The sequence below is a fragment of the Streptomyces sp. NPDC014861 genome, from assembly GCF_043081625.1.
Classification (GTDB): Bacteria; Actinomycetota; Actinomycetes; order Streptomycetales; family Streptomycetaceae; genus Streptomyces.
In genome coordinates, this window is the sequence record NZ_JBIBWV010000022.1 from 74,159 (window position 1) to 94,022 (window position 19,864).

A 19,864-nucleotide genomic window follows, 5' to 3' on the forward strand; every position below is an offset into this window, starting at 1 on the left:
CTCGCACCCTCGGGTGCGTCCCGCGCGATTAGCTCAGCGGGAGAGCGCTTCCCTGACACGGAAGAGGTCACTGGTTCAATCCCAGTATCGCGCACCACATCTCTCGCACCCTCGGGTGCGTCCCGCGCGATTAGCTCAGCGGGAGAGCGCTTCCCTGACACGGAAGAGGTCACTGGTTCAATCCCAGTATCGCGCACAGGAAGACGGAGCCCCCGGCCATCGCGGCCGGGGGCTTCGTCGTGCGCGGGCCCGGGTGGGCAGGCGCCGGCCCCGGATCCGTGCGGACGGATCCGGGGCCGGGGCGGGGCTCAGGAGGAGAAGAGCATCCGGCCGAAGCCGCGCGGGCGGTGGTGGCCGTGGTGGCCGCCGTGCGGGGCGCCCCAGGCGGGAGCGGCCGGGGCGGCCTGGGCCGGGTAGGCGGCCGGCGGGGCGGGCGGGGCCTGCCACTGGGACTCCAGGCGGGTCAGGGCCTCCAGCTCCCCGTAATCCAGGAAGATTCCGCGACAGCCGCTGCACTGCTCGATCTGGACGCCGTTGCGGTTGTACGTGTGCATCGCCGCGTGACACTTGGGGCACTGCATGCTCGGCTCAACTCCCTGCCGTTGCCGTTCGAATGATGACCTCACTTTATGGGGACGCGGCGGAGGTGGGGGCGGTTCGGGTGTCCGCGATCCTGGCGCAGGTGTCGATCATCACGCCCTCGACCTCGTCGATCTCGCGGCCCTCCGCCGTGGACTTGGCGAGCGCCAGCGCGGCGGTCTGCACGGTCAGGGCCCTGGCCGGCAGGTCGAGCCGCGCCCACGGGTCGGCGCCGCAGGCCGGGCCGCCGGCCGCCTCGTACGCGCCGAGGAACCGCGACCACACCTCGGCCGGGAGCAGGCCGGCGGCGAACCAGGCGGCGGGCCGGGCCAGGTCCCAGGCGGGGTCGCCCAGTCCGGCGTCGTCGACGTCGATGAGGCGCCAGTCGCCGCTGAAGTCCCGGACGAGCTGGCCGAGATGGAAGTCGCCGTGGCACAGGTACGCGCGCGTGGCCCCGGTTCCGGGGGCGGCCGCCGTGGCGGTGACGGTCCGCCAGGCCGCGAGGACGGTGGCGGTGGCCGGACGGTGACCGGCGGTGCGGCGCATCCGGGCGACGGCCAGGGCGGCCTTCTCCGGGGCGCGCATCGCGGGCAGCGGGCCGACGGGCCCCGCCGGCGGCGGGGTGCGGTGGAGCAGGGCGAGGAGGCGGGCGGCCTCCTCCCAGGGCGCGGCGTCGGGATCCGCCGGGTCGACCGGCGGGCCGTACGGCCAGACCGTCACCGGCCGGCCGGCCACGCGCTCCGCGCGGGGGCCCGGGACCGGCGGGAGGAGGATCCCGGCGAGGTCCGGGTCGGCGGCGAGGGCGAGTCGGGCCGCGTGCGGGCCGTCCTCGATGCCGGGCGCGTGCGCCTTGGCGACGAGGCCGCCGTGGCGGACGACGGTGCCGTCCTCACGGTCCGCCAGGACCCGTATCTCCCCGGGGTCGCAGCGGCAGGCTCCCCCGGCGTGCACGGCGGCGCCGGCGATCCGGGCGAGCGCCCCGGGCACGTCGGCGTCCGGGGGCCGGGGGCCCTGGTGCGGGATCTCTGCGTCCATCCGGCGAGCGTACGCGGCGCGCGGGAGGAGCCGGGTGCGCGGAGGAGCCCCGGGTGCGCGGAGGAGCCGGGCACATGAAGGTGCCGGACACGTGGAGGAGCCGGACACGTGGAAAAGCCGAGCACGCGGAAGGGCCGGTCACGCGGATAGTCCGAGCACGCGGAAGGGCCGGTCGGCTCCCCGGCCGACCGGCCCTTGCGCTGTCGTCCGCCGCACCCCCGTCCCCACGGGGCTGTCGGCCGATGTTCCCGACCCGGGCCGCTCTCCCGGGTCCGGGGCGCCGCTCAGCGCCCCAGCATCACGCCCACGGACGACGCCTGTGTGACCACCGCTTCCCAGCCGCCGAAGACGACCACGAGCAGGGCCGCGAGAGGGAGGACCATGGCGGTGGCGACCAGGGGGTGACGGCGTCCCGCGGGGCGGGGGGTCGACCGGTGTGCCGTGAAGGCCATGGTCCTCTCCTGTCGATCTCTGTCGCTGCGGTGGATTTCGGTGCGGTGGGCGCGTATTCCTCGGGGGACGAGAGTCGCGCCCACCGCATGACCTCAACACTAGGGAGCCGGGACGGCCGGGGCGTCATGCCCGCGTACCGGCTTTCTGGCCTACGGGAGGATGACGCCGCTCCTCCTGGAGTACTCCCCTGGGTGGAGACCGGGGGCCGCGGGTGGGGGACTTCCCGGAGGGGGCGCCCCTCGTGACATGGGTCACGTGCGAGGGCGGAAGGACCGGGAGGAGGCGTGCGGGGGTGCCCCGGTGGCGGGCGCGGGGCGGCGGGAGTTGCCCGGCGGTCTCGTCAAGTGAGGTGGGCGGGAAGGGGTGTTGAGCGGACCGTTCGGTGCGGGACGGGGTCGTCGTCCCCCTCAGTACTGACAATCGATGCGGGAGGGAGGGCGCGGCCTATGAGCGCGCGGGGGCGGCACTACGTAAGCTGTGCCACGTCGAACGGACGGAGGGGACGGACATGGCGATGATGCGGCTCCGGCGCGAGGACCCGCGGATCGTCGGGGCGTTCCGGCTCCACCGCAGGCTGGGCGCCGGAGGCATGGGGGTCGTGTACCTCGGCTCCGACCGGCGCGGTCAGCGGGTGGCCCTGAAGGTGATCCGGCCCGACCTGGCCGAGGACCAGGAGTTCCGGTCGCGGTTCGCCCGCGAGGTGTCGGCGGCCCGGCGGATCAGGGGCGGCTGCACCGCCCGGCTGGTCGCCGCCGATCTGGACGCCGAGCGGCCCTGGTTCGCCACCCAGTACGTGCCCGGGCCCTCGCTGCACGACCGGGTCGCCGAGGAGGGTCCGCTGCGGGCCGCCGACGTGGCGTCGATCGGCGCGGCGCTCTCCGAGGGCCTGGTCGCCGTCCACGAGGCCGGGGTCGTGCACCGCGACCTGAAGCCGTCGAACATCCTGCTCTCCCCCAAGGGCCCCCGCATCATCGACTTCGGGATCGCCTGGGCCACCGGGGCGAGCACCCTCACCCACGTCGGGACCGCCGTGGGCTCGCCCGGCTTCCTCGCGCCCGAGCAGGTGCGGGGCGCCGCCGTCACCCCGGCGACCGACGTCTTCTCGCTCGGCGCCACCCTCGCGTACGCCTCGATGGGCGACTCCCCCTTCGGGCACGGCAGTTCCGAGGTGATGCTCTACCGCGTGGTCCACGAGGAGGCGCAGCTCCAGGGCGTGCCGGACGCGCTCGCGCCGCTGATCCGGGCCTGTCTCGCGAAGGACCCGGAGGACCGGCCGAGCACACTCCAGCTGTCCATGCGGCTGAAGGAGATCGCCGCCCGCGAGGCGCAGGGGCTGCCGGCCGCCCGGCCGCCGGCCCCGCGCGAGCGGACGGAGGAGCGCGGCACGCTGCGGCCGACCGAGCGGTACACGGAGCGGGACACGCCGGGCCGGGAGCCCGAGCGGGCCGCCTCCCGGGGCCGCGGGTCCGGGCCGTCCTCGCGGCCCTCGGCGCCCTCCCGTACCGGCGGCGGCTCGCGCAACCCGCAGTCGCGGCCGGGCACCCGTCCCGGGAACCGGACGACGTCCACCGGCCGCCGCCCGGCCAATCCGAGGCTGCTGCGCCAGCGGCTCGTCGTCTTCGTGGTGGTGACGCTGTTGGTGGCCCTGGGCATCGCCGCCGCCCAGGCCCTCCAGGGCTGAGCCCTACGCCTCCGGGCGGCCCGCCGTCACCGCGTAGAAGGCGACGGCCGCCGCCGCGCCGACGTTGAGCGAGTCCACGCCGTGGGCCATGGGGATGCGGACCCACTCGTCGGCCGCGCGCAGCGCCTGGGTGGACAGTCCGTCGCCCTCCGCGCCGAGCATCAGGGCGACCCGGTCGAGCCTGTGCGGGGCGGCTTCGTCCATGGCGGTGGCCTTCTCCGCCGGGGTCAGGGCGAGCAGCTTGAAGCCGGCCTCCCGTACCGCCTCCAGTCCGCGCGGCCAGGTGTCCAGGCGGGCGTACGGGACGGAGAAGACGGCGCCCATGGAGACCTTCACCGAGCGGCGGTAGAGGGGGTCGGCGCAGTCCGGGGAGAGCAGCACGGCGTCCATGCCGAGGGCGGCGGCGCTGCGGAAGATGGCGCCGATGTTGGTGTGGTCGTTGACCGACTCCATGACCGCGACCCGGCGGGCGCCGGCGAGGAGTTCGGCGGCCTCCGGGAGCGGCTTGCGCTGCATGGAGGCGAGGGCGCCGCGGTGCACGTGGTAGCCGGTGACGCGTTCGGCGAGGTCGGGCTGGATCGCGTACACCGGGGCGGGCACCTCGTCGATGACGTCGCGCATGACGTCGACCCACTTGGCGGAGAGCAGCATCGACCGCATCTCGTAGCCGGCCTGCTTGGCGCGGCGGATGACCTTCTCGCCCTCGGCGATGAAGAGGCCCTCGGCGGGTTCGCGGCGGCGGCGCAGCTCGACGTCGGTCAGGCCGGTGTAGTCGCTGAGGCGGGGGTCGTCGGGGTCGGTGATCGTGATGAGTTCGGCCACGGGGTGATACTGCCTTGTCCGGGGTGTGGTGCCAATGCGTGGGACGGGCGGCGGTCGCCGCCGCCCGTCACCGCGCTCCTTCGGTGGGTGTCAGCGGGTGAGTCTGCCGGGTCCCTCCGCGACCACCGGGCCGATGACGATGACGGCCGGCGGGCGGACCTCCTCGGCCTTCACGACCTCGGCGACGGTGGCGAGGGTGGCGTCCACCCGGCGCTGGGCGGCGGTGGTGCCCTCCTGGACGAGGGCGAGCGGGGTGTCGGGGGCCTTGCCGTGGGCGACGAGCGCCTCGGCGATCTTTCCTATCTTGTCGACGCCCATGAGGATCACCAGGGTGCCGGTCAGCTTGGCCAGCGAGGCCCAGTCGACGAGCGAGCGCGGGTCGTCGGGGCCGACGTGGCCGCTGACCACGGTGAACTCGTGGGCGACGCCGCGGTGGGTGACGGGGATGCCGGCGGCGCCGGGGACCGAGATGGAGCTGGAGATGCCGGGCACGACGGTGCAGGCGATGCCCTCGGCGGCGAGCGCCTGGGCCTCCTCCATGCCCCGGCCGAAGACGAACGGGTCGCCGCCCTTGAGGCGGACCACCGACTTCCCGGCCTTGGCGTGCTCGATCAGCGCGTTGTTGATGGCCTCCTGGGCCATGAAGCGGCCGTACGGGATCTTCGCCGCGTCGATCACCTCGACGTGCGGCGGCAGCTCGTCCAGGAGGTCGCGGGGGCCGAGCCGGTCGGCGATGACGACGTCGGCCTCGGCGAGCAGCCGGCGGCCCCGGACGGTGATGAGGTCCGGGTCGCCGGGGCCGCCGCCGACGAGGGCGACGAAGGGGGTTCGGGCGCGCCGGGCGGGGGCGGCGAGGGAGCCGTCGCGCAGGCCCTCCAGGATCGCGTCCCGGACGGCGGCGGAGCGGCGGGGATCGTGGCCGGTGAGGACGGCGACGGTGACGCCGTCGCCGCGGCCGGTGGCCGGGGTCCAGGCGGTGGCGGCCTCGGCGTCGTCGGAGCGGACGCACCAGACGCGGGCGCGCTCCGCCTCGGCGGAGGCGGCGGCGTTGGCGGCCGGGTCGGTGGTGGCGACGAGCGCGTACCAGGCGTCGGTCAGGTCGCCGTCCTCGTACCGGCGCCGGACCCAGGTGATCTCGCCGGTCTCGGCCATGGCCTCCACGGAGGGGGTGGCGGACGGGGAGATCAGGGTGATGTCGGCGCCGGCGGCGATGAGGGCGGGCAGGCGGCGCTGGGCGACCGTGCCGCCGCCGAGGACGACGACGCGCCGGCCGGCGAGGCGGAGGCCGACGGGGTAGGCGGGGTGCTCGGCGGGCTCGACGTGCTGGGCCATGTGCGGGCGGCTCCTCGGACGGGGCTGGGACCTGTCTGACCGTTCGCGTCGGATCAGGCCGGGTTGTTCGGTGCGTGCGGCCGGGGTGCGGCAGGGACACCCTCGTAGCGGAGCTACCGGGGCGTTCCGGCCGTGCACCGGGCGTGCGTGCCGGGCGGGCCGGGCCCGACAGGAACGGTCAGGCAGGCCCTCCAGGGCCGCTGCGGCGGTGAAGCGGCTGGTGGGCGGGCGTACGGCCCGGTCACCACGATATCGGTGACACGCCATGGGCACCCTGTGACCCTCGTCCCTGGGTTCCTCCGGGGCGGGGTGCGGGGAGCCGGACGCGGTGCCGGGACGGGCGGGTGGGCACGGCGCGGCCCCGGTGCCGCCGCCCCCGTCGTGAGGAGGCGGTGGCACCGGGGCCGTACGGACTACTTCTCGGTGACGCCCGCGGAGTCGAAGGTCGCGACCTCGTGCATGGCGCGGGCCGCGCTCTGGACCAGCGGGAGGGCCAGCAGGGCACCGGTGCCCTCGCCGAGGCGGAGGTCCAGGTCGACCAGCGGGCGCAGGCCCAGCTTGTTGAGCGCGGCCACGTGGCCGGGCTCGGCGCTGCGGTGGCCCGCGATGCAGGCGGCCAGCGACTCGGGGGCGATGGCGCGGGCGACCAGGGCGGCCGCGCCGGTGGAGACGCCGTCGAGGATCACCGGGGTGCGCAGCGAGGCGGCGCCCAGGATGAAGCCGACGAGGGCCGCGTGCTCCAGGCCGCCGATCCTCGACAGGGCGCCGATCGGGTCCTTCGGGTCGGGCTTGTGCAGGTCGAGGGCGCGGCGGACCACGTCGACCTTGCGGGCGTGGGTCTCGTCGTTGATGCCGGTGCCGCGGCCGGTGACCTCGGCCGGGTCGACGCCGGTGAAGACGGAGATGAGGGCGGCGGACGCGGTGGTGTTCGCGATGCCCATCTCGCCGGTGAGGAGCGCCTTGTTCCCGGCCGCGACGAGGTCACGGGCGGTCTCGATGCCGACCTCGATGGCGGCGATCGTCTCCTCGTGGGTCATCGCCAGGCCGGTGGTGAAGTCGCCGGTGCCGGCGCGCACCTTGCGGGGCAGCAGCCCCGGGGTGGCGGGCAGCTCGGTGGCGACGCCCACGTCGATGACGCATACCTCGGCGCCGACCTGGTTGGCGAAGGCGTTGCAGACCGCTCCCCCGCCGAGGAAGTTGGCCACCATCTGGCCGGTGACCTCCTGCGGCCAGGGGGTGACGCCCTGGGCGTGCACGCCGTGGTCGCCGGCGAAGATCGCGACGGCGGCGGGCTCCGGGATCGGCGGCGGGCAGACCCGGGAGAGGCCGCAGAGCTGCGCGGAGATGATCTCCAGCATGCCGAGCGCGCCGGCCGGCTTGGTCATCCGCTTCTGCCGCTCCCACGCCTCGCCGAGCGCCTTGGCGTCGAGCGGGCGGATGGAGGCGACGGTCTCCTGGAGCAGGTCGTGCGGCTCCTCGCCGGGCAGAGCGCGGCGGCCGTACGTCTCCTCGTGGACCACCCAGGCCAGCGGGCGGCGCTGGGACCAGCCGGCCTGCATCAGCTCGGGCTCGTCGGGGAACTCGTCGACGTACCCGACGCAGAGGTACGCGACGACCTCCAGGTGGTCGGGGAGGCCGAGGGCGCGGACCATCTCGCGCTCGTCGAAGAAGCTGACCCAGCCGACGCCGAGGCCCTCGGCGCGGGCGGCGAGCCAGAGGTTCTCGACGGCGAGGGCGGAGGAGTACGGGGCCATCTGCGGCTGCGTGTAGCGGCCGAGGGTGTGGCGGCCGCCCCGGGTGGGGTCGGCGGTCACCACGATGTTGACCGGGGTGTCGAGGATGGCCTCGATCTTCAGTTCCTTGAACTGCTTCGCGCGGGCCTTCGGCAGCGACTTGGCGTACGCCTCGCGCTGGCGCTGGGCCAGTTCGTGCATGGTCTGCCGGGTCTCGGCGGAGCGGATGACGACGAAGTCCCAGGGCTGCGAGTGGCCGACGCTGGGGGCCGTGTGGGCGGCCTCCAGGACGCGGAGCAGCACCTCGTGCGGGATCGGGTCGGAGCGGAAGCCGTTGCGGATGTCGCGACGCTCGCGCATCACGCGGAGGACGGCCTCGCGCTCGGCGTCGTCGTAGCCGGCCGCGGCGGGGCGGGGCTCGGTGTCCGGGGCCTCCTCGTCGGGCTCCTCGGCGACGACCGGGATCTCCTCCGCCACGGCGACGACGGGGGCCTCGGCGGGCTCCTCCGCGGAGGCGTCGGCGAACACGTCGGCGGGGACGGGCGCGACGGCGGCCTCGGCGCCGACGGGCCCCGTCGCGGCGGGCTCCGTCACGGCGGGCTCCGTCACGGCGGGCTCGGCCGCGTCCTCGGCCTCCACCGGCTCGGCGGCGGGCTCGGCCGGGGTCTCGGCGGCCGGGATCTCGGCGTTCGGGGCGTCGATGGCCGGGGCTTCCGCGGCCGGGATGTCCGCGGCAGGGGCCTCCGTGGGTGCGACGGGCTGCTCGGGAGCCTGCTCCTCGACGGTCGCGGCGACGGCGGCCGGCTCCTCGACCGCGACCGGCTCCTCGGCGGGCAGCTGCGGCTCCTCGGCCGGGGCGGGCGCGGCGGGCTGCACCGCGGCGGGGGCCTCGGGCTCGGCGACGGGCCGCGGCTCGACGGCCGGCTTGGCCGCCGGGGACTGGGCTGCCGGGACCTCCGCCTCGGGCTGCGGGGCCGTCTCCGGCTCCGGGGCGGACTCGGTCGGTACGTCGGCGGGCGCGGCGGGCTCCGGGGTCTCGGCCACCGGCTCCTGGGGCTCGGCCTCGACCGGGGCCTCCGGCTGCGAGGGCTCGGCCGGCTGCTGGGCCACGGGCGCGGAGGCCTCGTCGGGCGCGGCCGCCACCGGGGCAGGGTCCTCGGCGGGGACGACGGCTTCCGGGGCCTCGGCGGGGACGACGGCCTCCGGGGCCTCGGCGGGGACGACGACCTCGGGGGCCGGGACCTCGGCGGGCGCGGGCTCGGGGGCCGGCGCCGCCTCGGCGGCGGGCTCGCCCTCGCGCGGGGCGGGGACGACGACCTCGGGGGCCGGGGACGCGGCGGCGGTCTCGACGGGCTCCGGCTCGACGACCGGGGTCCCGGCGGCCGGGGTGGGCGTCGGGGCCGGCTGCGCGGCGGTCGGGACCGAGCCCTCGACCTGTACGAACCCGCCGCTCTGCGGGACGACCGTTTCTGCGGGGGCCTCGGCGGGCGCGAGGGGCTCCTGCGGCTGCGCGGCCCACGGCTCGGCGCCCTGCGGGGCCGTCTGCTGCTCCTGGGCGATCTCGAAGTACTCGGGTCCGGTGGTGGGCGGCCCGGGATTGCGGACGGGCACGGGCGCGGGGCCGGTGGCGACCAGGGGCTCGGGGACGGGCGCCGGGGCCGGCTGAGCGGCGGGCACCGGGGCGGCCGGGCCTCGGTCGGCGAGCGAGCGGACGACGCCGCCGGTGGCCGCGTCCGGGACCGGGGGGCCCATGTGGAGCGGGCGGCGGGACGGCGCGGCCGGCGGGGGCACGCGGACGCCGCCGAGGTCGACGGAACCGGAGTCGCGGCCGGCCGCCTCGTGGGCGCCGGTGTCGAGGATGCCGGGCTCGTAGCCGTGGGCGGTGGCGACGGGCTCCTGCGGGGCGAGGGGAACGCCGTGCGCCGGGGTGCCCGGACCGGGCTGCGGGGCGAGCGGCACGCCGTGCGCCGGGGTGGCCGGGGCGGTCAGCTGGTCGGCGAGGACGAGGCCGTCCGGGAGGGGGCCGGTGAGGGGGTCCGGCAGCGGGTCGGTGAGCGGGTCGCCCAGCGGGGCGGCCTGCGGCACGGCGCCGTGGTCCGCGCCCTCGGGGGCGCCCTGCGCGGGGACCACGGGCGGGGCGGGGACGGCGATCGGCGGCGCGGGCGCGATGCCCGGGGCGTGCTCGCTCCAGGCGCCCTGGGCGCCCGGCATCAGGAGCATGTCGTCGTCCTCGGGGAGCTGCCCGGGGAGCGGGCCGGAGGGGTCCAGGAAGGTGTACGCGCCCGGAGCGGGGATGCCCGGCTGCTCGACCATGCCTGCGTTCTCCGGCAGTCCCTCGCCCGGGACCTGGCCGGTGTCCGTCATGCGTACCCCTCGCCCATCGTTGTGTTCGTTCAGAGCTGCGCCCGTCAACGAGAACGAGCGCGTGCGCCGCGCGGCACGGAGGCGCGCCGACACCCAAGCATTGTCGCGGCCCGCGGCCATCGTGGCAGGCGGATCCGCCACGGTGCGCTGTGGACTGCGCCACGTCGCGCGGTCCCCCCGATGTCCCGCACGTCGGTGAACGTCGAGAACAGGTCAAGACGGTCGTCGTTTCAGGACATTGACGAACAACACGCCGAACGTCCCCGTGCGGTACAACAATCGGCCAGCCTACCTGCCCGCCGAAGGGGCGGGTCACGGGGCGCCGGTGGTCCTACGGCCCGTGAGCAGGAAGACGACGGAGCGTTCGCGCTCGTTCCAGTCCTCGGGATCGAGGCCGACGGTCTGCAGGAGCACGGTCTCGACGGTGTAGCCGCCGGCGGTGAGGGCGGTGCCGATCGCCTCGGCCTCGTCGCGGGTGGTGGCGTGGGCGGCGATCCGTTCCGGGCGGCGGTCGGCGCAGGCGGAGACGACGGGGACGCCGCCCGCCCCGACCCGTACGACATCGGGTTCGGGGAGGCTCTCCAGGACGTGCGGGGCGCGGCCGGTGACAGTCTGGAGGAGGACGCCGTGGCGGCGGGCGGCGGCCTCGGCGACGGTGTGCGCGACGGGGTTCAGGTCGATCGCGATGACGGCGGCGCCGAACCGGGCGGCCTCGACGGCGAAGGCCCCGCCGGAGCTGCCGACGTCCCAGACGAGGTCGCCGGTGCGGGGGCCGAGGCGGGCGAGCTGGACGGCGCGCAGCGTGGGGTCCTGGGCGATGTCGGGCCGCCCGTCGGAGTCGTACTCCCCGCTCTGCTCCGCCCAGCCCCGGACGGATCCGGCGGCCGGGTCGTGGCCCATCAGCCAGGGGGCGGCGGAGGCCCCGGCGCCTCCGGCGCCGCCGATGACGAGGACGACGTTGGGGTCGCGCCAGGTGTGGTCGGCGGCCTTGTCGGAGGTGAGGACGGAGACCTGTTCGCGGGTGGTGCCCAGCTCCTCGCAGACGACGAAGGTGCGGTGGACGCCGTCGAGGAGGAGGGCGAGTTCGGCGGGTCCCGCGCCCGGGGAGGTGAGGACGGCGACCTTGGGGTGGGCGCGGCAGACGTTGACGGCGCGGCGGAGGGTGCGCTGCTGGGCGACGACGACGCGGGCGTCGTCCCAGGGCATGCCGGCCCGGGCGAAGGCGGCGGCGACCGAGGAGACGGCGGGGACGACCTCGACCTCCAGGCCGTGCTCGGGGGCGCGCAGGGTGCGGACCACGCCGAAGAAGCCGGGGTCGCCGTCGGCGAGGACGACGGCGGTGCCGCGGTGTCCGGCGATGCGGCGGGCGGCGAGGCCCACGCTGCCGAGCCGGACGCGCTCGGCGCCGGGGGGTACTTCGGGGAGCGCCAGGTGGTGGGCGGCGCCGGCCACCAGGGTGGCGGCCGAGAGCGCGGACCGGGCCGCCTCGGTGAGGGGTGAGCCGTCCCAGCCGATCACCGTGACCCGGTCGGCCATCGCGTCTGTCTCCTGTTGTGTCGTCGCAGGTCGGGGGCGCGCCGAGCGTACCCCGGGTCGGTGGTCGCGGAGCTCAGCTCCAGTCCGTGTACGAGGAGTATCCGGCGTCGGCCAGCTGGTCGGCCACGCCGTCGAGGTCCTCGGGGAGGAGGCTCCAGACGATGAGGTCGGTGCGGATGTCGGTCCACTCGCCGCTCTCGGTGAGGCTGCGCGCTATCCAGGCGTTGCGCAGGACGCCCTCGCTGATGCAGCCGATCTTCTGGGCGACCTGCTGGGAGGCGGTGTTGTCGGCGGCGATGCGCAGCTGGAGGCGTTCGAAGCCGCGGTCGCGGAAGAGCCACTGGGCGGCGGCGAGGACGGACTCGGTGGCGTACCCCTCTCCGCGGGCCCAGGGGGCGGTGACGTAGGCGACCTCGGTGGACCGGACGCGCCAGTCGGTGTCGTGGAGGTGGACGGTGCCGACGAGGCGCTGGGTGAGGAACTCGGTGACGGCGAGGACGATGCCGCGGCCCTCGGTCCGCTCGGCCGGGGCGGCCCTGTGGATCCAGTCCTCCGCGTGGGCGCGGGTGTAGGGGTGCGGGACGGTCGTCCAGGCGGTGACGAGTTCGTCGTTCATCATCTCGACGAAGGCGGGGACGTCGGCCTCTTCGAGCGCGCGCAGCACCAGCCGGTCCGTGCTGATGGAGATGTCCGGAAAGGTGGTAGTCATGCGCAGCTCCGTACCGAGACCGTCCGTTGAGACCGTGAACGCACAGCATGCAGCATGGGGCGGCGGACGCGCATGGCCGGGTCGGACGCGGGTCCGGCGCGCGGAAGGCCCCGCGCGCCGGACGGGGCGGGCGGGGCCTTCCGCTCAAGGAGGCTACCGGTGGCCTTACTTGGCGGCGCCGAAGGCGGGGATGACGGAGCCCTTGTAGGTGTCCTCGATGTACTTCTTCACCTCGGGCGAGTTGAGGAGCTTGGCGAGCTTCTCGACGCGGGCGTCCTTCTCGTTGCCCTCCTTGACGGCGAGGAAGTTGGCGTACGGGTTGCCCTCGGCCTTCTCCAGGACCAGGGCGTCCTTCGACGGGGAGAGGTCGGCCTCGATCGCGTAGTTGCCGTTGATGACGGCGGCGTCGACGTCGTTCAGGGCGCGGGGCACGGTGGCGGCCTCCAGCTCCTTGAACTCCAGGCCCTTCTTGTCGGTGATGTCGGAGAGCTTGGCGTCGGTGCCGACGCCGTCCTTGAGGGTGATGAGGCCGTTCTCGGCGAGGAGGTGGAGCGCGCGGCCCTCGTTGGTGGTGTCGTTGGGGACGGCGACGGTCTGGCCGGCCTTGATGTCCTTCACCGACTTCAGGCTCTTGGAGTAGAGGCCGAGCGGCTCCAGGTGGACGTTCACCACGGGGACGATGGTGGTCTTGTTCTTCTTGTTGAAGTCGTCGAGGTACGGCTTGTGCTGGAAGAAGTTGGCGTCGACCTGGCCGGACTGGGTGGCGGTGTTCGGCAGCACGTAGTCGGTGAACTCCTTCACCTCCAGCTTCAGGCCCTCCTTGGCGGCCAGGTTGTCCTTGACGAAGTTGAGGATGTCGGCGTGCGGCGTCGGGGACGCGGCGACGACGAGCGGCTTGTCGGCGGAGGCCGCGCCGTCCTTGGCGGAGGCCGGGTCCGAGGCGGTGCCGCAGGCGGAGAGGCCGAGGGCGAGGGCGGTGACGGACGCGAAGCCGGCGGCGAGCTTGATGTTCTTACGCACGAAGAGTGCCTCTTTCATGTGGAGCGGTGGACGCCTGGACAACAAGTCCGGGCTCTGGGGTGAAGGTCTGAGGTGCCGTCAGGCGGTACGGCCCCGGCGGGCGAGGAGCCGTACGACGCCGTCCCCGACGAGCTGGACGATCGTGACGATCGCGACCAGGACGACGACGGTGACGAGCATGAAGGTGGTGTCGAAGCGCTGGTATCCGTAGGTGACGGCCTTGGAGCCGAGGCCCTCGCCGCCGACCGCGCCGGCCATCGCCGAGTAGCCGATGAGCACGATGACGGTGGTGGTGACGGCGGCGATCAGCGAGGGCAGGGCCTGCGGGAGCAGCACCTTGCGGACGATGGTCGGGATGCCGCCGCCCATGGACTGGACGGCTTCGACGAGGCCGTGGTCGACCTCGCGGACGGCGGTCTCGACGAGGCGCGCGAAGAAGGGGATGGCGCCGATGGCGAGCGGCACGATCATGGCGGTGGGGCCGATGAAGGTGCCGACGACGAAGGTCGTGAAGGGGATCAGGGCGATCAGCAGGATGATGAACGGCAGCGAGCGGCCGATGTTCACGATCGCACCGACGACCTTGTTCAGGGGCCGGTTCTGGAGCAGTCCGCCCTTGTCGGTGAGGACGAGGAGGATGCCGAGCGGGAGGCCGCCGACGATGGTGACGACGGTGGCCCAGAGGACCATGTAGAGGGTGTCGACCGTGCCCTGTTCGAGCAGGGGGCGCATCTCTTCCCAGGTCACTTGGCACTCTCCTTCACGAGCACGTGCTGCTGGGCGGGCACCGCGGGCGCGGTGTCGTCCCGCGGGTCTTCGACGCGTTCGACCTGGAGGCCCTGCTCGCGCAGGAAGCCGACCGGGACGACGTTCTCCTCGTACCGTCCGGGCAGTTCGATCCGCATGCGGCCGATCTGCTTCCCGCCGACGGTGTCCATCGCGGCTCCGAGGATGGAGATGTCGATGTTGTACGTGCGGGAGAGCTGCGAGATCACCGGCTGGGTGGCGGCCTCGCCGTGGAAGGTGACGTCGACGACCGTGCGGTCGGGCCCGGCGGCCCGGCCGCTGACCGGGAACAGCTCGGCGGCCAGCTGGGAGCCGGGGGTGGCGAGGAGCTCGCTCACGGTGCCGGACTCCACGATCCGGCCCTTCTGCATGAGGGCGGCGGAGTCGCAGATGGTCTTGACGACGTCCATCTCGTGCGTGATGAGCAGGACGGTGAGGCCGAGCTGCCGGTTGAGGTCGCGCAGGAGCTGGAGGATGGAGCGGGTGGTCTCGGGGTCGAGGGCGCTGGTGGCCTCGTCGGAGAGGAGGACCTTGGGCTCGCCGGCGAGGGCGCGGGCGATGCCGACGCGCTGCTTCTGGCCGCCGGAGAGCTGGCCGGGGTAGTTCCTGGCCTTGTCGGCGAGGCCGACGAGGTCGAGGAGTTCGAGGGCGCGGCGGGAGCGGTCGGCGGCCGGGACGCCCAGGATCTCCAGGGGGAGCTCGATGTTGTCCTTGACGGTGCGGGAGGACAGCAGGTTGAAATGCTGGAAGACCATGCCGATGCGGCTGCGGGCCAGGCGCAGGTCCTTGCCGGCGCGGCGGCCCTTGCCGGCGAGAGCGGTGAGGTCGACGCCGTCGACGGTCACCGTGCCGGATGTGGGCCGCTCCAGGAGGTTGACGCAGCGGATCAGCGAGGACTTGCCGGCGCCGCTCTGGCCGATCACGCCGAAGACCTCGCCCTCGCGGACGTGGAGGTCGACGCCGTCCAGGGCGGTCACCTGGCGGCCGCGTGACTCGTAGACCTTGGTCAGGCCCGAAGTGGTGATCACAGGGGTTTCCGTCACTGTCGAGTGCGCGACGCGTGGGTCCGCCGTGCACGGGGCATTCGTCATTCGGACAGTCAGGCGCACGGGAGGCCGCTCCGGCGGGTGGCCGGGGTGGCGGTGGTGCGCGGGGCAGGCACGGTCCGGCGCCGGTGGGCGGGCGGAACGGCTCGGCCGTCGGGGTCTCGCTTCGGGGCGCGAGGCTCAGGCGGGGGCCCTCAGAAGGCGCACATTCGACACATACAACGAGCACCGGGCGTCGTGTTCGCCTCGGTCGCAAGGATGCGGCTGCTCGTCGTGGTCATGGCTGCAAGTAAAGCATGCGCAGTCGCGAACGGAAGTGCACTGTCCGCATTCCGGACGTCATTGAGACGCCGAGCGGACGTGGCAGAGGCGGCGAGGGGCGGTCTCCGCCCGGTGCGGCCTGGGCCGGAGGGGGCCGCGGAGCGGCGCGGGAGAAGGGGCGGGCGGGGCCGAATGTGGCCAAGGCCACGGCGTCGCGACGGGGCGGGGCGGGGCGGGCTCGGGGTGGACGCGGGACGGAGCCGGGGCGCGGCGGGGTCCGCGCGGGGGCGTGGTGACGACGGAGGCGGTGGGTACTGCGGGCGCCGGACGCGGTGGGGCGGTGGGGGTGTGGCGGGGCGGTGGGGGTGTGTCGGGGCGGTGGGGGCGTGGTGGGGGCGAGCGCATCGGGCCTATCGGGCCGTAATACCCTCGGGCGCATGCTTGACGCCCTCACGGTCGCGGTCTCGGTGGCCGCGCTCGCCCTCGCCGCCTGGTGCGGCTTCGCCGCCTTCCGGGACCAGCCGACCAAGGACTGGCACTTCATCGGCATGGCCGTGGTGACCTTCCTGGTGCTGGTCCAGCTGGTCGTCGGGATCGTGCAGCTGGTCCGTGGCGAGAAGGCCGAGGAGGGGACGACGATCTTCGTCGCCTATCTGCTCGGCGCGCTGTGCGCGGTCCCGATCGCCGGCTTCATGTCGCTGGCCGAGCGGACCCGCTGGGGTTCGGCGACGGTGGCGGCGGGCGCGGTCGTGCTCGCCGTGCTCGAGGTGCGCCTCTTCGACATCTGGACGGTGGGCTGACCATGGCGGGGACGACGGAGCCGACGGAGACGGGCACGCGGACCCGGCTCGTCAAGGGCCCGGGCATGCTGCTGCTGTGGCTGTACGGCGTGATGTCGGTGGGCGCGGCCTCGCGCTCGGTGTACGAGATCAGCGCCAAGTTCGACGAGGCGCCGCTGGCGTACACGCTCTCGGCGGTCGCGGCGGTCGTCTACGTCTTCATCACGTACACGCTGGTGCGCGGCGGCGAGACGGCCCGCAGGGCGGCGCTGGTGTGCTGCGCCGCCGAGCTCGCGGGCGTGCTGGTGGTGGGGACGTGGACGCTCGTGGAGCCGTCGGCCTTCCCGGACTCCACGGTCTGGTCGGAGTTCGGCTACGGCTACGTCTTCATCCCGGTGCTGCTGCCGCTGAGCGGCATCTGGTGGCTGCGGCGGTCGCGCCTGTCCTGAGGGCCCTCAGGCGGCCTTCTCCAGGGTGACGAGGGTGAGCCGGGGGCCGACCTCCCGGGCGTCGACCTGGGCGTAGCCCTTGGCGCGGTAGAGGCGGAGGTTGCCCTCGCTGCGGTGGCCGGTGAAGAGCTGGAAGCGCTTGGGGGCGGCGTCCGTCCCGGCCGGGTGGCGCTCGATGGCGTCGAGGAGCCGGCCGCCGATGCCGTGGCGGCGCATGCGCGGGTGGACGATGAGCTTGGCGATGTGCGCGGTGCCGTCCTCGTCGGTGCGGGCGCGGACGGAGGCGATCACCTCGTCGCCGAGCCGGGCCACCAGGCCGTATCCCGCCGCCAGTTCGGCGCGGACGGCGTCGAGCGACTGGGTGAGCGGCTCGATGGACCAGTCGCCGTACAGTTCGGCCTCGCTCTGGTAGCAGAGGTACTGCAGCTTCAGGATCTGCTCCGCGTCGCGCGCGTCCGCCACCGAGATGGTCACACTCAGGCCCATGTGCGCATGCCTCCCGCTCATCTGGTCACCGATCGGTACCCCGCACCCTTCCCTTTCGGCCGGACGCGGGAACCTCTGCCGCGAGCATTCTGCGCAGGCATCCCAGGCAACGGGAACGCATCGGCCCCAGACTGCCTTGTGAGATACCCAACGTTCCTGCGATTTCGCGGTAGGTGGGGTCGGCGGGGTCGAGCATCGCGTCGAGGAGACGGGGGCAGCGGCCGGGGGTCCGCGTGACGGCGGCGCGGAGGGTGCGGCGGCGTTCGGCGGTGAGGGCGGAGCCCTCCGGGGAGCCGTGGTCGGGGTCCGGGCCGTGCGGGGTCTCCTCGTGGTACGGGCGTTCGCGTCCGCTGGTGCGCCGGGCGCGGCGGGCCTCGGCGCGGACGGCCCGGCGGAGCCAGTCGGCGGGGCGGTCGGGGGCGTCGTCGGCTCGGAGGCGTTCCAGGAGCCGCAGCCAGACGGCCTGTTCGAGGTCGGCGGGGTCGATCCCGGCGGCCGCGGCCTCGGCCCGGGACTCGGCGGCGAGGAGCGGCGTGAGGGTGGCGAGGAGGGTTTCCGGGGAGGTCATGCCCGCCACGATGCGGCGGCGCGGGGGCGCGGTTGCGCTCCGGCCCGGGAACCACCCGGTCGGCGTACGGCGCCGGCCGGGTGGCCCGGTCGTCCGGGTGCCCGGGTCAGCGGTCGCGGAAGTCCGCGGCGGCGAGCAGGGCGGTGTCGGGGTTGTCGGAGAAGACGCCGTCGATGCCGGTCTCGAAGTACCGCTTCAGCGCGCCGAAGGCGTCGCCGTAGGCGGCCGGGTCGGTGCCCCTGCGGAAGTCGGCCGGCAGGAAGGTGTTCTCGTTGCGCTGGGTGTACGGGTGGAGGATCAGGCCCTGCGCGTGGGCGTCGCGCACCAGGGTGGTCGGGGTGCCGAGCCGGCCGCCGGCGTCCTTGGGGACGACCAGGTCGAGGGTGGGGCCGATGCCCTGGGCGTACGAGGCGATCCAGCGGAGCCCGGCGGGGGTGACGAGGTCGGCGACGGTGCGCGGGTCGCCGGCCTCGACGAAGTCCCAGGGGCGGGTGGCCGCGCCGGAGAGGAGGACGACGAGCGGGGAGTCGACCAGCTTCGACAGGCGCTGGACGCTGCTGGGCTCGAAGGACTGGAGGAAGACGGCGGAGTGCGCCCGGTGGCGGCCGTAGCGGCGGAGCAGCTTCGCCAGGCGCTCCTCCAGGCCGAGGCCGATCGAGCGGAAGTACGAGGGGTGCTTGGTCTCGACGTGGAGCCAGATCTCACGGCCCCGGCGGCGGCCCTCCTCGTCGGCCCAGCGCAGGACCTCCTCGAAGGTGGGGACGGTCCAGCGGCCGTCGTACAGGGTGTTCTCCTGGCGGGTGCCGGGGATGCGCTCCTTCGCCCGGAGGGTCTTCAGCTCGGCGAGGGTGAAGTCCTCGGTGAACCAGCCGGTGTACGGGACACCGTCGACGGACTTGGTGGTCCTCCGGGAGGCGAACTCGGGGTGGTCGGCGACGTCGGTGGTGCCGGTGATGTCGTTCTCGTGACGGCAGACCAGGTGTCCGTCCTTGGTGGGGACGAGGTCCTGCTCGATGACGTGGGCGCCGAGGTCCAGGGCGTGGGCGTAGGAGCCGAGGGTGTGCTCGGGGCGGTAGCCGCTGGCGCCGCGGTGGGCGATGACGGTCGGGACGGGGAGCGAGCGGTAGCCGCGCCCGTGGCCCCGGCCGGCGCCTCCGCTCCGCGGTCCAGCGGTCTCGGCGGCCTGGGCGGTGCCCGCGCCGGCGGCGAGGCCGGCGCCTGCGCCGAACGCGGCGGCGCCGGCCGCTCCGAGTACCGTGCGGCGGGCCGGGGTCCGGGGTGCGCCCTGGGTCATGGAGGTCCTCCTGTGTGATGTCCCGCACCTGTCAACGGGTGGATCCGACGCTAGGCAGCGATCCCCTACGGGCGGCGGACCTGGGCCGAACATGGCGGAAACTCGCGTCAACACCGTGTATCCGTTCGGTGAACCCGATGTGCGCGGGGCGGTGACCCGCGAGTATCGTCGCGTGCTGCACCGTCGGCTCCCCCGGAGCCGCCCGCCCGACACCGGAGGAACCGTTGTCCCGTCTCGCGATCGTGAAGGCCACTCTCGGTCCGGTCCTGCGCCTGATGTTCCGCCCCCGTGTCGAGGGAGCCGAGAACGTCCCCGGGAACGGTCCGGTGATCCTCGCGGGCAACCACCTCACCTTCATCGACTCCATGATCATGCCGATCTGCCTGGACCGCCCGGTCTACTTCATCGGCAAGGACGAGTACGTGAAGGGCAAGGGGCTCAAGGGCCGGCTGATGGCCTGGTTCTTCACCAGCGTCGGCATGATCCCGGTGGACCGGGACGGCGGCCGGGGCGGTGTCGCGGCGCTGATGACGGGCCGCCGGGTGCTGGAGCAGGGGAAGATCTTCTCGATCTACCCGGAGGGCACCCGCTCCCCCGACGGCCGGCTCTACCGGGGCCGTACCGGCGTGGCCCGGCTGACGCTGATGACCGGCGCCCCGGTGGTGCCCTTCGCGGTGATCGGCACGGACAAGGCGCAGCCGAGCGGGGCGGGCTTCCCGCGCCCGGCGCAGGTGACGGTCCGCTTCGGCGAGCCGCTGGAGTTCTCCCGGTACGAGGGCATGGACCGCGACCGCTACGTGCTGCGGGCCGTGACGGACTCGGTGATGGCGGAGGTCATGCGCCTGTCGGGTCAGGAGTACGTGGACATGTACGCCACGAAGGCGAAGGAAGCCGCGTAGGGCCCGCCCGGTCGTACGCGTGAGGGCGCCCC

18 protein-coding genes and 2 tRNA genes are annotated in these 19,864 nt (G+C 74.5%); 6 read left to right on the forward strand and 14 right to left on the reverse strand.

All coding sequences use genetic code 11. The annotated features are described in order from the left end of the window. Positions 1-22: 22 nt before the first annotated feature. Positions 23-97: transfer RNA gene (locus tag ACF1BN_RS30430), tRNA-Val, on the forward strand. A gap of 27 nt (positions 98-124) precedes the next feature. Further along, positions 125-196, forward strand: a tRNA-Val gene (locus ACF1BN_RS30435). 112 nt (positions 197-308) lie between these two features. On the opposite strand, the gene ACF1BN_RS30440 is transcribed toward ACF1BN_RS30435, so the two are convergent. The 3 genes from ACF1BN_RS30440 to ACF1BN_RS30450 all read right to left on the reverse strand — a co-directional run bounded on the left by ACF1BN_RS30440 (position 309) and on the right by ACF1BN_RS30450 (position 2,066). Further along, positions 309-581, reverse strand: coding sequence for a zf-TFIIB domain-containing protein (locus ACF1BN_RS30440; protein ID WP_376602715.1), 273 nt, complete (start codon positions 579-581; stop codon positions 309-311). Positions 582-627: 46 nt separating this feature from the next. Continuing rightward, the gene (locus ACF1BN_RS30445) at positions 628-1,614 is read right to left on the reverse strand and encodes a phosphotransferase family protein (RefSeq protein WP_392334806.1); all 987 of its coding nucleotides are present in this window, start codon (positions 1,612-1,614) and stop codon (positions 628-630) included. Between the two features lie 284 nt (positions 1,615-1,898). Further along, entirely contained in the window at positions 1,899-2,066 is a 168-nt protein-coding gene (locus ACF1BN_RS30450) for a hypothetical protein (RefSeq protein WP_031005464.1), read from the reverse strand. Between the two features lie 509 nt (positions 2,067-2,575). Between ACF1BN_RS30450 and ACF1BN_RS30455 the strand changes: the two genes are divergently transcribed. Next, the gene (locus ACF1BN_RS30455; RefSeq protein WP_392334807.1) at positions 2,576-3,748 is read left to right on the forward strand and encodes a protein kinase; all 1,173 of its coding nucleotides are present in this window, start codon (positions 2,576-2,578) and stop codon (positions 3,746-3,748) included. A 3-nt stretch (positions 3,749-3,751) separates the two neighbouring features. Here ACF1BN_RS30455 and ACF1BN_RS30460 read toward each other — a convergent pair whose 3' ends face one another. The 8 genes from ACF1BN_RS30460 to ACF1BN_RS30495 all read right to left on the reverse strand — a co-directional run bounded on the left by ACF1BN_RS30460 (position 3,752) and on the right by ACF1BN_RS30495 (position 15,078). Further along, entirely contained in the window at positions 3,752-4,570 is an 819-nt protein-coding gene (locus ACF1BN_RS30460) for a TrmH family RNA methyltransferase (RefSeq protein WP_392334808.1), read from the reverse strand. Between the two features lie 90 nt (positions 4,571-4,660). After that, positions 4,661-5,902 carry a uroporphyrinogen-III C-methyltransferase gene (gene cobA, locus ACF1BN_RS30465; protein WP_392334809.1) on the reverse strand — a complete coding sequence of 414 codons (1,242 nt, stop codon included), beginning with the start codon at positions 5,900-5,902 and terminating at the stop codon, positions 4,661-4,663. Positions 5,903-6,315: 413 nt separating this feature from the next. After that, the gene (cobT, locus tag ACF1BN_RS30470; RefSeq protein WP_392334810.1) at positions 6,316-9,999 is read right to left on the reverse strand and encodes a nicotinate-nucleotide--dimethylbenzimidazole phosphoribosyltransferase; all 3,684 of its coding nucleotides are present in this window, start codon (positions 9,997-9,999) and stop codon (positions 6,316-6,318) included. Positions 10,000-10,311: 312 nt separating this feature from the next. Beyond that, positions 10,312-11,535, reverse strand: a complete 1,224-nt coding sequence (gene cbiE, locus ACF1BN_RS30475) for a precorrin-6y C5,15-methyltransferase (decarboxylating) subunit CbiE (RefSeq protein WP_392334811.1) — start codon at positions 11,533-11,535, stop codon at positions 10,312-10,314. Between the two features lie 73 nt (positions 11,536-11,608). Continuing rightward, positions 11,609-12,244: a GNAT family N-acetyltransferase gene (locus ACF1BN_RS30480; protein ID WP_392334812.1), complete on the reverse strand. Its 636-nt coding sequence runs from the start codon at positions 12,242-12,244 to the stop codon at positions 11,609-11,611. A 165-nt stretch (positions 12,245-12,409) separates the two neighbouring features. Continuing rightward, positions 12,410-13,264, reverse strand: coding sequence for a MetQ/NlpA family ABC transporter substrate-binding protein (locus ACF1BN_RS30485; protein WP_376603126.1), 855 nt, complete (start codon positions 13,262-13,264; stop codon positions 12,410-12,412). A 78-nt stretch (positions 13,265-13,342) separates the two neighbouring features. Continuing rightward, a complete protein-coding gene (locus ACF1BN_RS30490) occupies positions 13,343-14,011 on the reverse strand; it encodes a methionine ABC transporter permease (protein ID WP_392334813.1) in 669 nt (222 codons plus the stop codon). Continuing rightward, positions 14,008-15,078 carry a methionine ABC transporter ATP-binding protein gene (locus ACF1BN_RS30495; protein ID WP_392334814.1) on the reverse strand — a complete coding sequence of 357 codons (1,071 nt, stop codon included), beginning with the start codon at positions 15,076-15,078 and terminating at the stop codon, positions 14,008-14,010. Before ACF1BN_RS30495 ends, ACF1BN_RS30490 begins: the two co-directional genes overlap by 4 nt. A 716-nt stretch (positions 15,079-15,794) precedes the next feature. Between ACF1BN_RS30495 and ACF1BN_RS30500 the strand changes: the two genes are divergently transcribed. Further along, positions 15,795-16,157 (forward strand): hypothetical protein, encoded by a 363-nt coding sequence (locus ACF1BN_RS30500; RefSeq protein ID WP_392334815.1) that lies wholly within the window; start codon positions 15,795-15,797, stop codon positions 16,155-16,157. Between the two features lie 2 nt (positions 16,158-16,159). Then, on the forward strand, positions 16,160-16,585 hold the full coding sequence (locus ACF1BN_RS30505) for a hypothetical protein (protein WP_392334816.1): 426 nt from the start codon (positions 16,160-16,162) through the stop codon (positions 16,583-16,585). Positions 16,586-16,591: 6 nt separating this feature from the next. Here the strand turns inward: ACF1BN_RS30505 and ACF1BN_RS30510 are convergent, their stop codons facing one another. The 3 genes from ACF1BN_RS30510 to ACF1BN_RS30520 all read right to left on the reverse strand — a co-directional run bounded on the left by ACF1BN_RS30510 (position 16,592) and on the right by ACF1BN_RS30520 (position 18,933). After that, on the reverse strand, positions 16,592-17,071 hold the full coding sequence (locus ACF1BN_RS30510) for a GNAT family N-acetyltransferase (protein ID WP_392334817.1): 480 nt from the start codon (positions 17,069-17,071) through the stop codon (positions 16,592-16,594). A 25-nt stretch (positions 17,072-17,096) separates the two neighbouring features. After that, positions 17,097-17,639, reverse strand: a complete 543-nt coding sequence (locus ACF1BN_RS30515) for a sigma-70 family RNA polymerase sigma factor (RefSeq protein WP_392334818.1) — start codon at positions 17,637-17,639, stop codon at positions 17,097-17,099. A 106-nt stretch (positions 17,640-17,745) separates the two neighbouring features. Beyond that, positions 17,746-18,933 (reverse strand): glycerophosphodiester phosphodiesterase, encoded by a 1,188-nt coding sequence (locus ACF1BN_RS30520; protein ID WP_392334819.1) that lies wholly within the window; start codon positions 18,931-18,933, stop codon positions 17,746-17,748. Positions 18,934-19,157: 224 nt separating this feature from the next. Between ACF1BN_RS30520 and ACF1BN_RS30525 the strand changes: the two genes are divergently transcribed. Beyond that, positions 19,158-19,832 carry a lysophospholipid acyltransferase family protein gene (locus ACF1BN_RS30525; RefSeq protein WP_392334820.1) on the forward strand — a complete coding sequence of 225 codons (675 nt, stop codon included), beginning with the start codon at positions 19,158-19,160 and terminating at the stop codon, positions 19,830-19,832. Positions 19,833-19,864: the final 32 nt, after the last annotated feature.

Coding starts and splice junctions, on each gene's coding strand:
- ACF1BN_RS30440 (WP_376602715.1), bottom strand. CDS start 581: ATGCAGTGCCCCAAGTGTCACGCGGCGATGCACACGTACAACCGCAAC.
- ACF1BN_RS30445 (WP_392334806.1), bottom strand. CDS start 1,614: ATGGACGCAGAGATCCCGCACCAGGGCCCCCGGCCCCCGGACGCCGAC.
- ACF1BN_RS30450 (WP_031005464.1), bottom strand. CDS start 2,066: ATGGCCTTCACGGCACACCGGTCGACCCCCCGCCCCGCGGGACGCCGT.
- ACF1BN_RS30455 (WP_392334807.1), top strand. CDS start 2,576: ATGGCGATGATGCGGCTCCGGCGCGAGGACCCGCGGATCGTCGGGGCG.
- cobA (WP_392334809.1), bottom strand. CDS start 5,902: ATGGCCCAGCACGTCGAGCCCGCCGAGCACCCCGCCTACCCCGTCGGC.
- cobT (WP_392334810.1), bottom strand. CDS start 9,999: ATGACGGACACCGGCCAGGTCCCGGGCGAGGGACTGCCGGAGAACGCA.
- cbiE (WP_392334811.1), bottom strand. CDS start 11,535: ATGGCCGACCGGGTCACGGTGATCGGCTGGGACGGCTCACCCCTCACC.
- ACF1BN_RS30480 (WP_392334812.1), bottom strand. CDS start 12,244: ATGACTACCACCTTTCCGGACATCTCCATCAGCACGGACCGGCTGGTG.
- ACF1BN_RS30500 (WP_392334815.1), top strand. CDS start 15,795: ATGCTTGACGCCCTCACGGTCGCGGTCTCGGTGGCCGCGCTCGCCCTC.
- ACF1BN_RS30505 (WP_392334816.1), top strand. CDS start 16,160: ATGGCGGGGACGACGGAGCCGACGGAGACGGGCACGCGGACCCGGCTC.
- ACF1BN_RS30510 (WP_392334817.1), bottom strand. CDS start 17,071: ATGGGCCTGAGTGTGACCATCTCGGTGGCGGACGCGCGCGACGCGGAG.
- ACF1BN_RS30515 (WP_392334818.1), bottom strand. CDS start 17,639: ATGACCTCCCCGGAAACCCTCCTCGCCACCCTCACGCCGCTCCTCGCC.
- ACF1BN_RS30520 (WP_392334819.1), bottom strand. CDS start 18,933: ATGACCCAGGGCGCACCCCGGACCCCGGCCCGCCGCACGGTACTCGGA.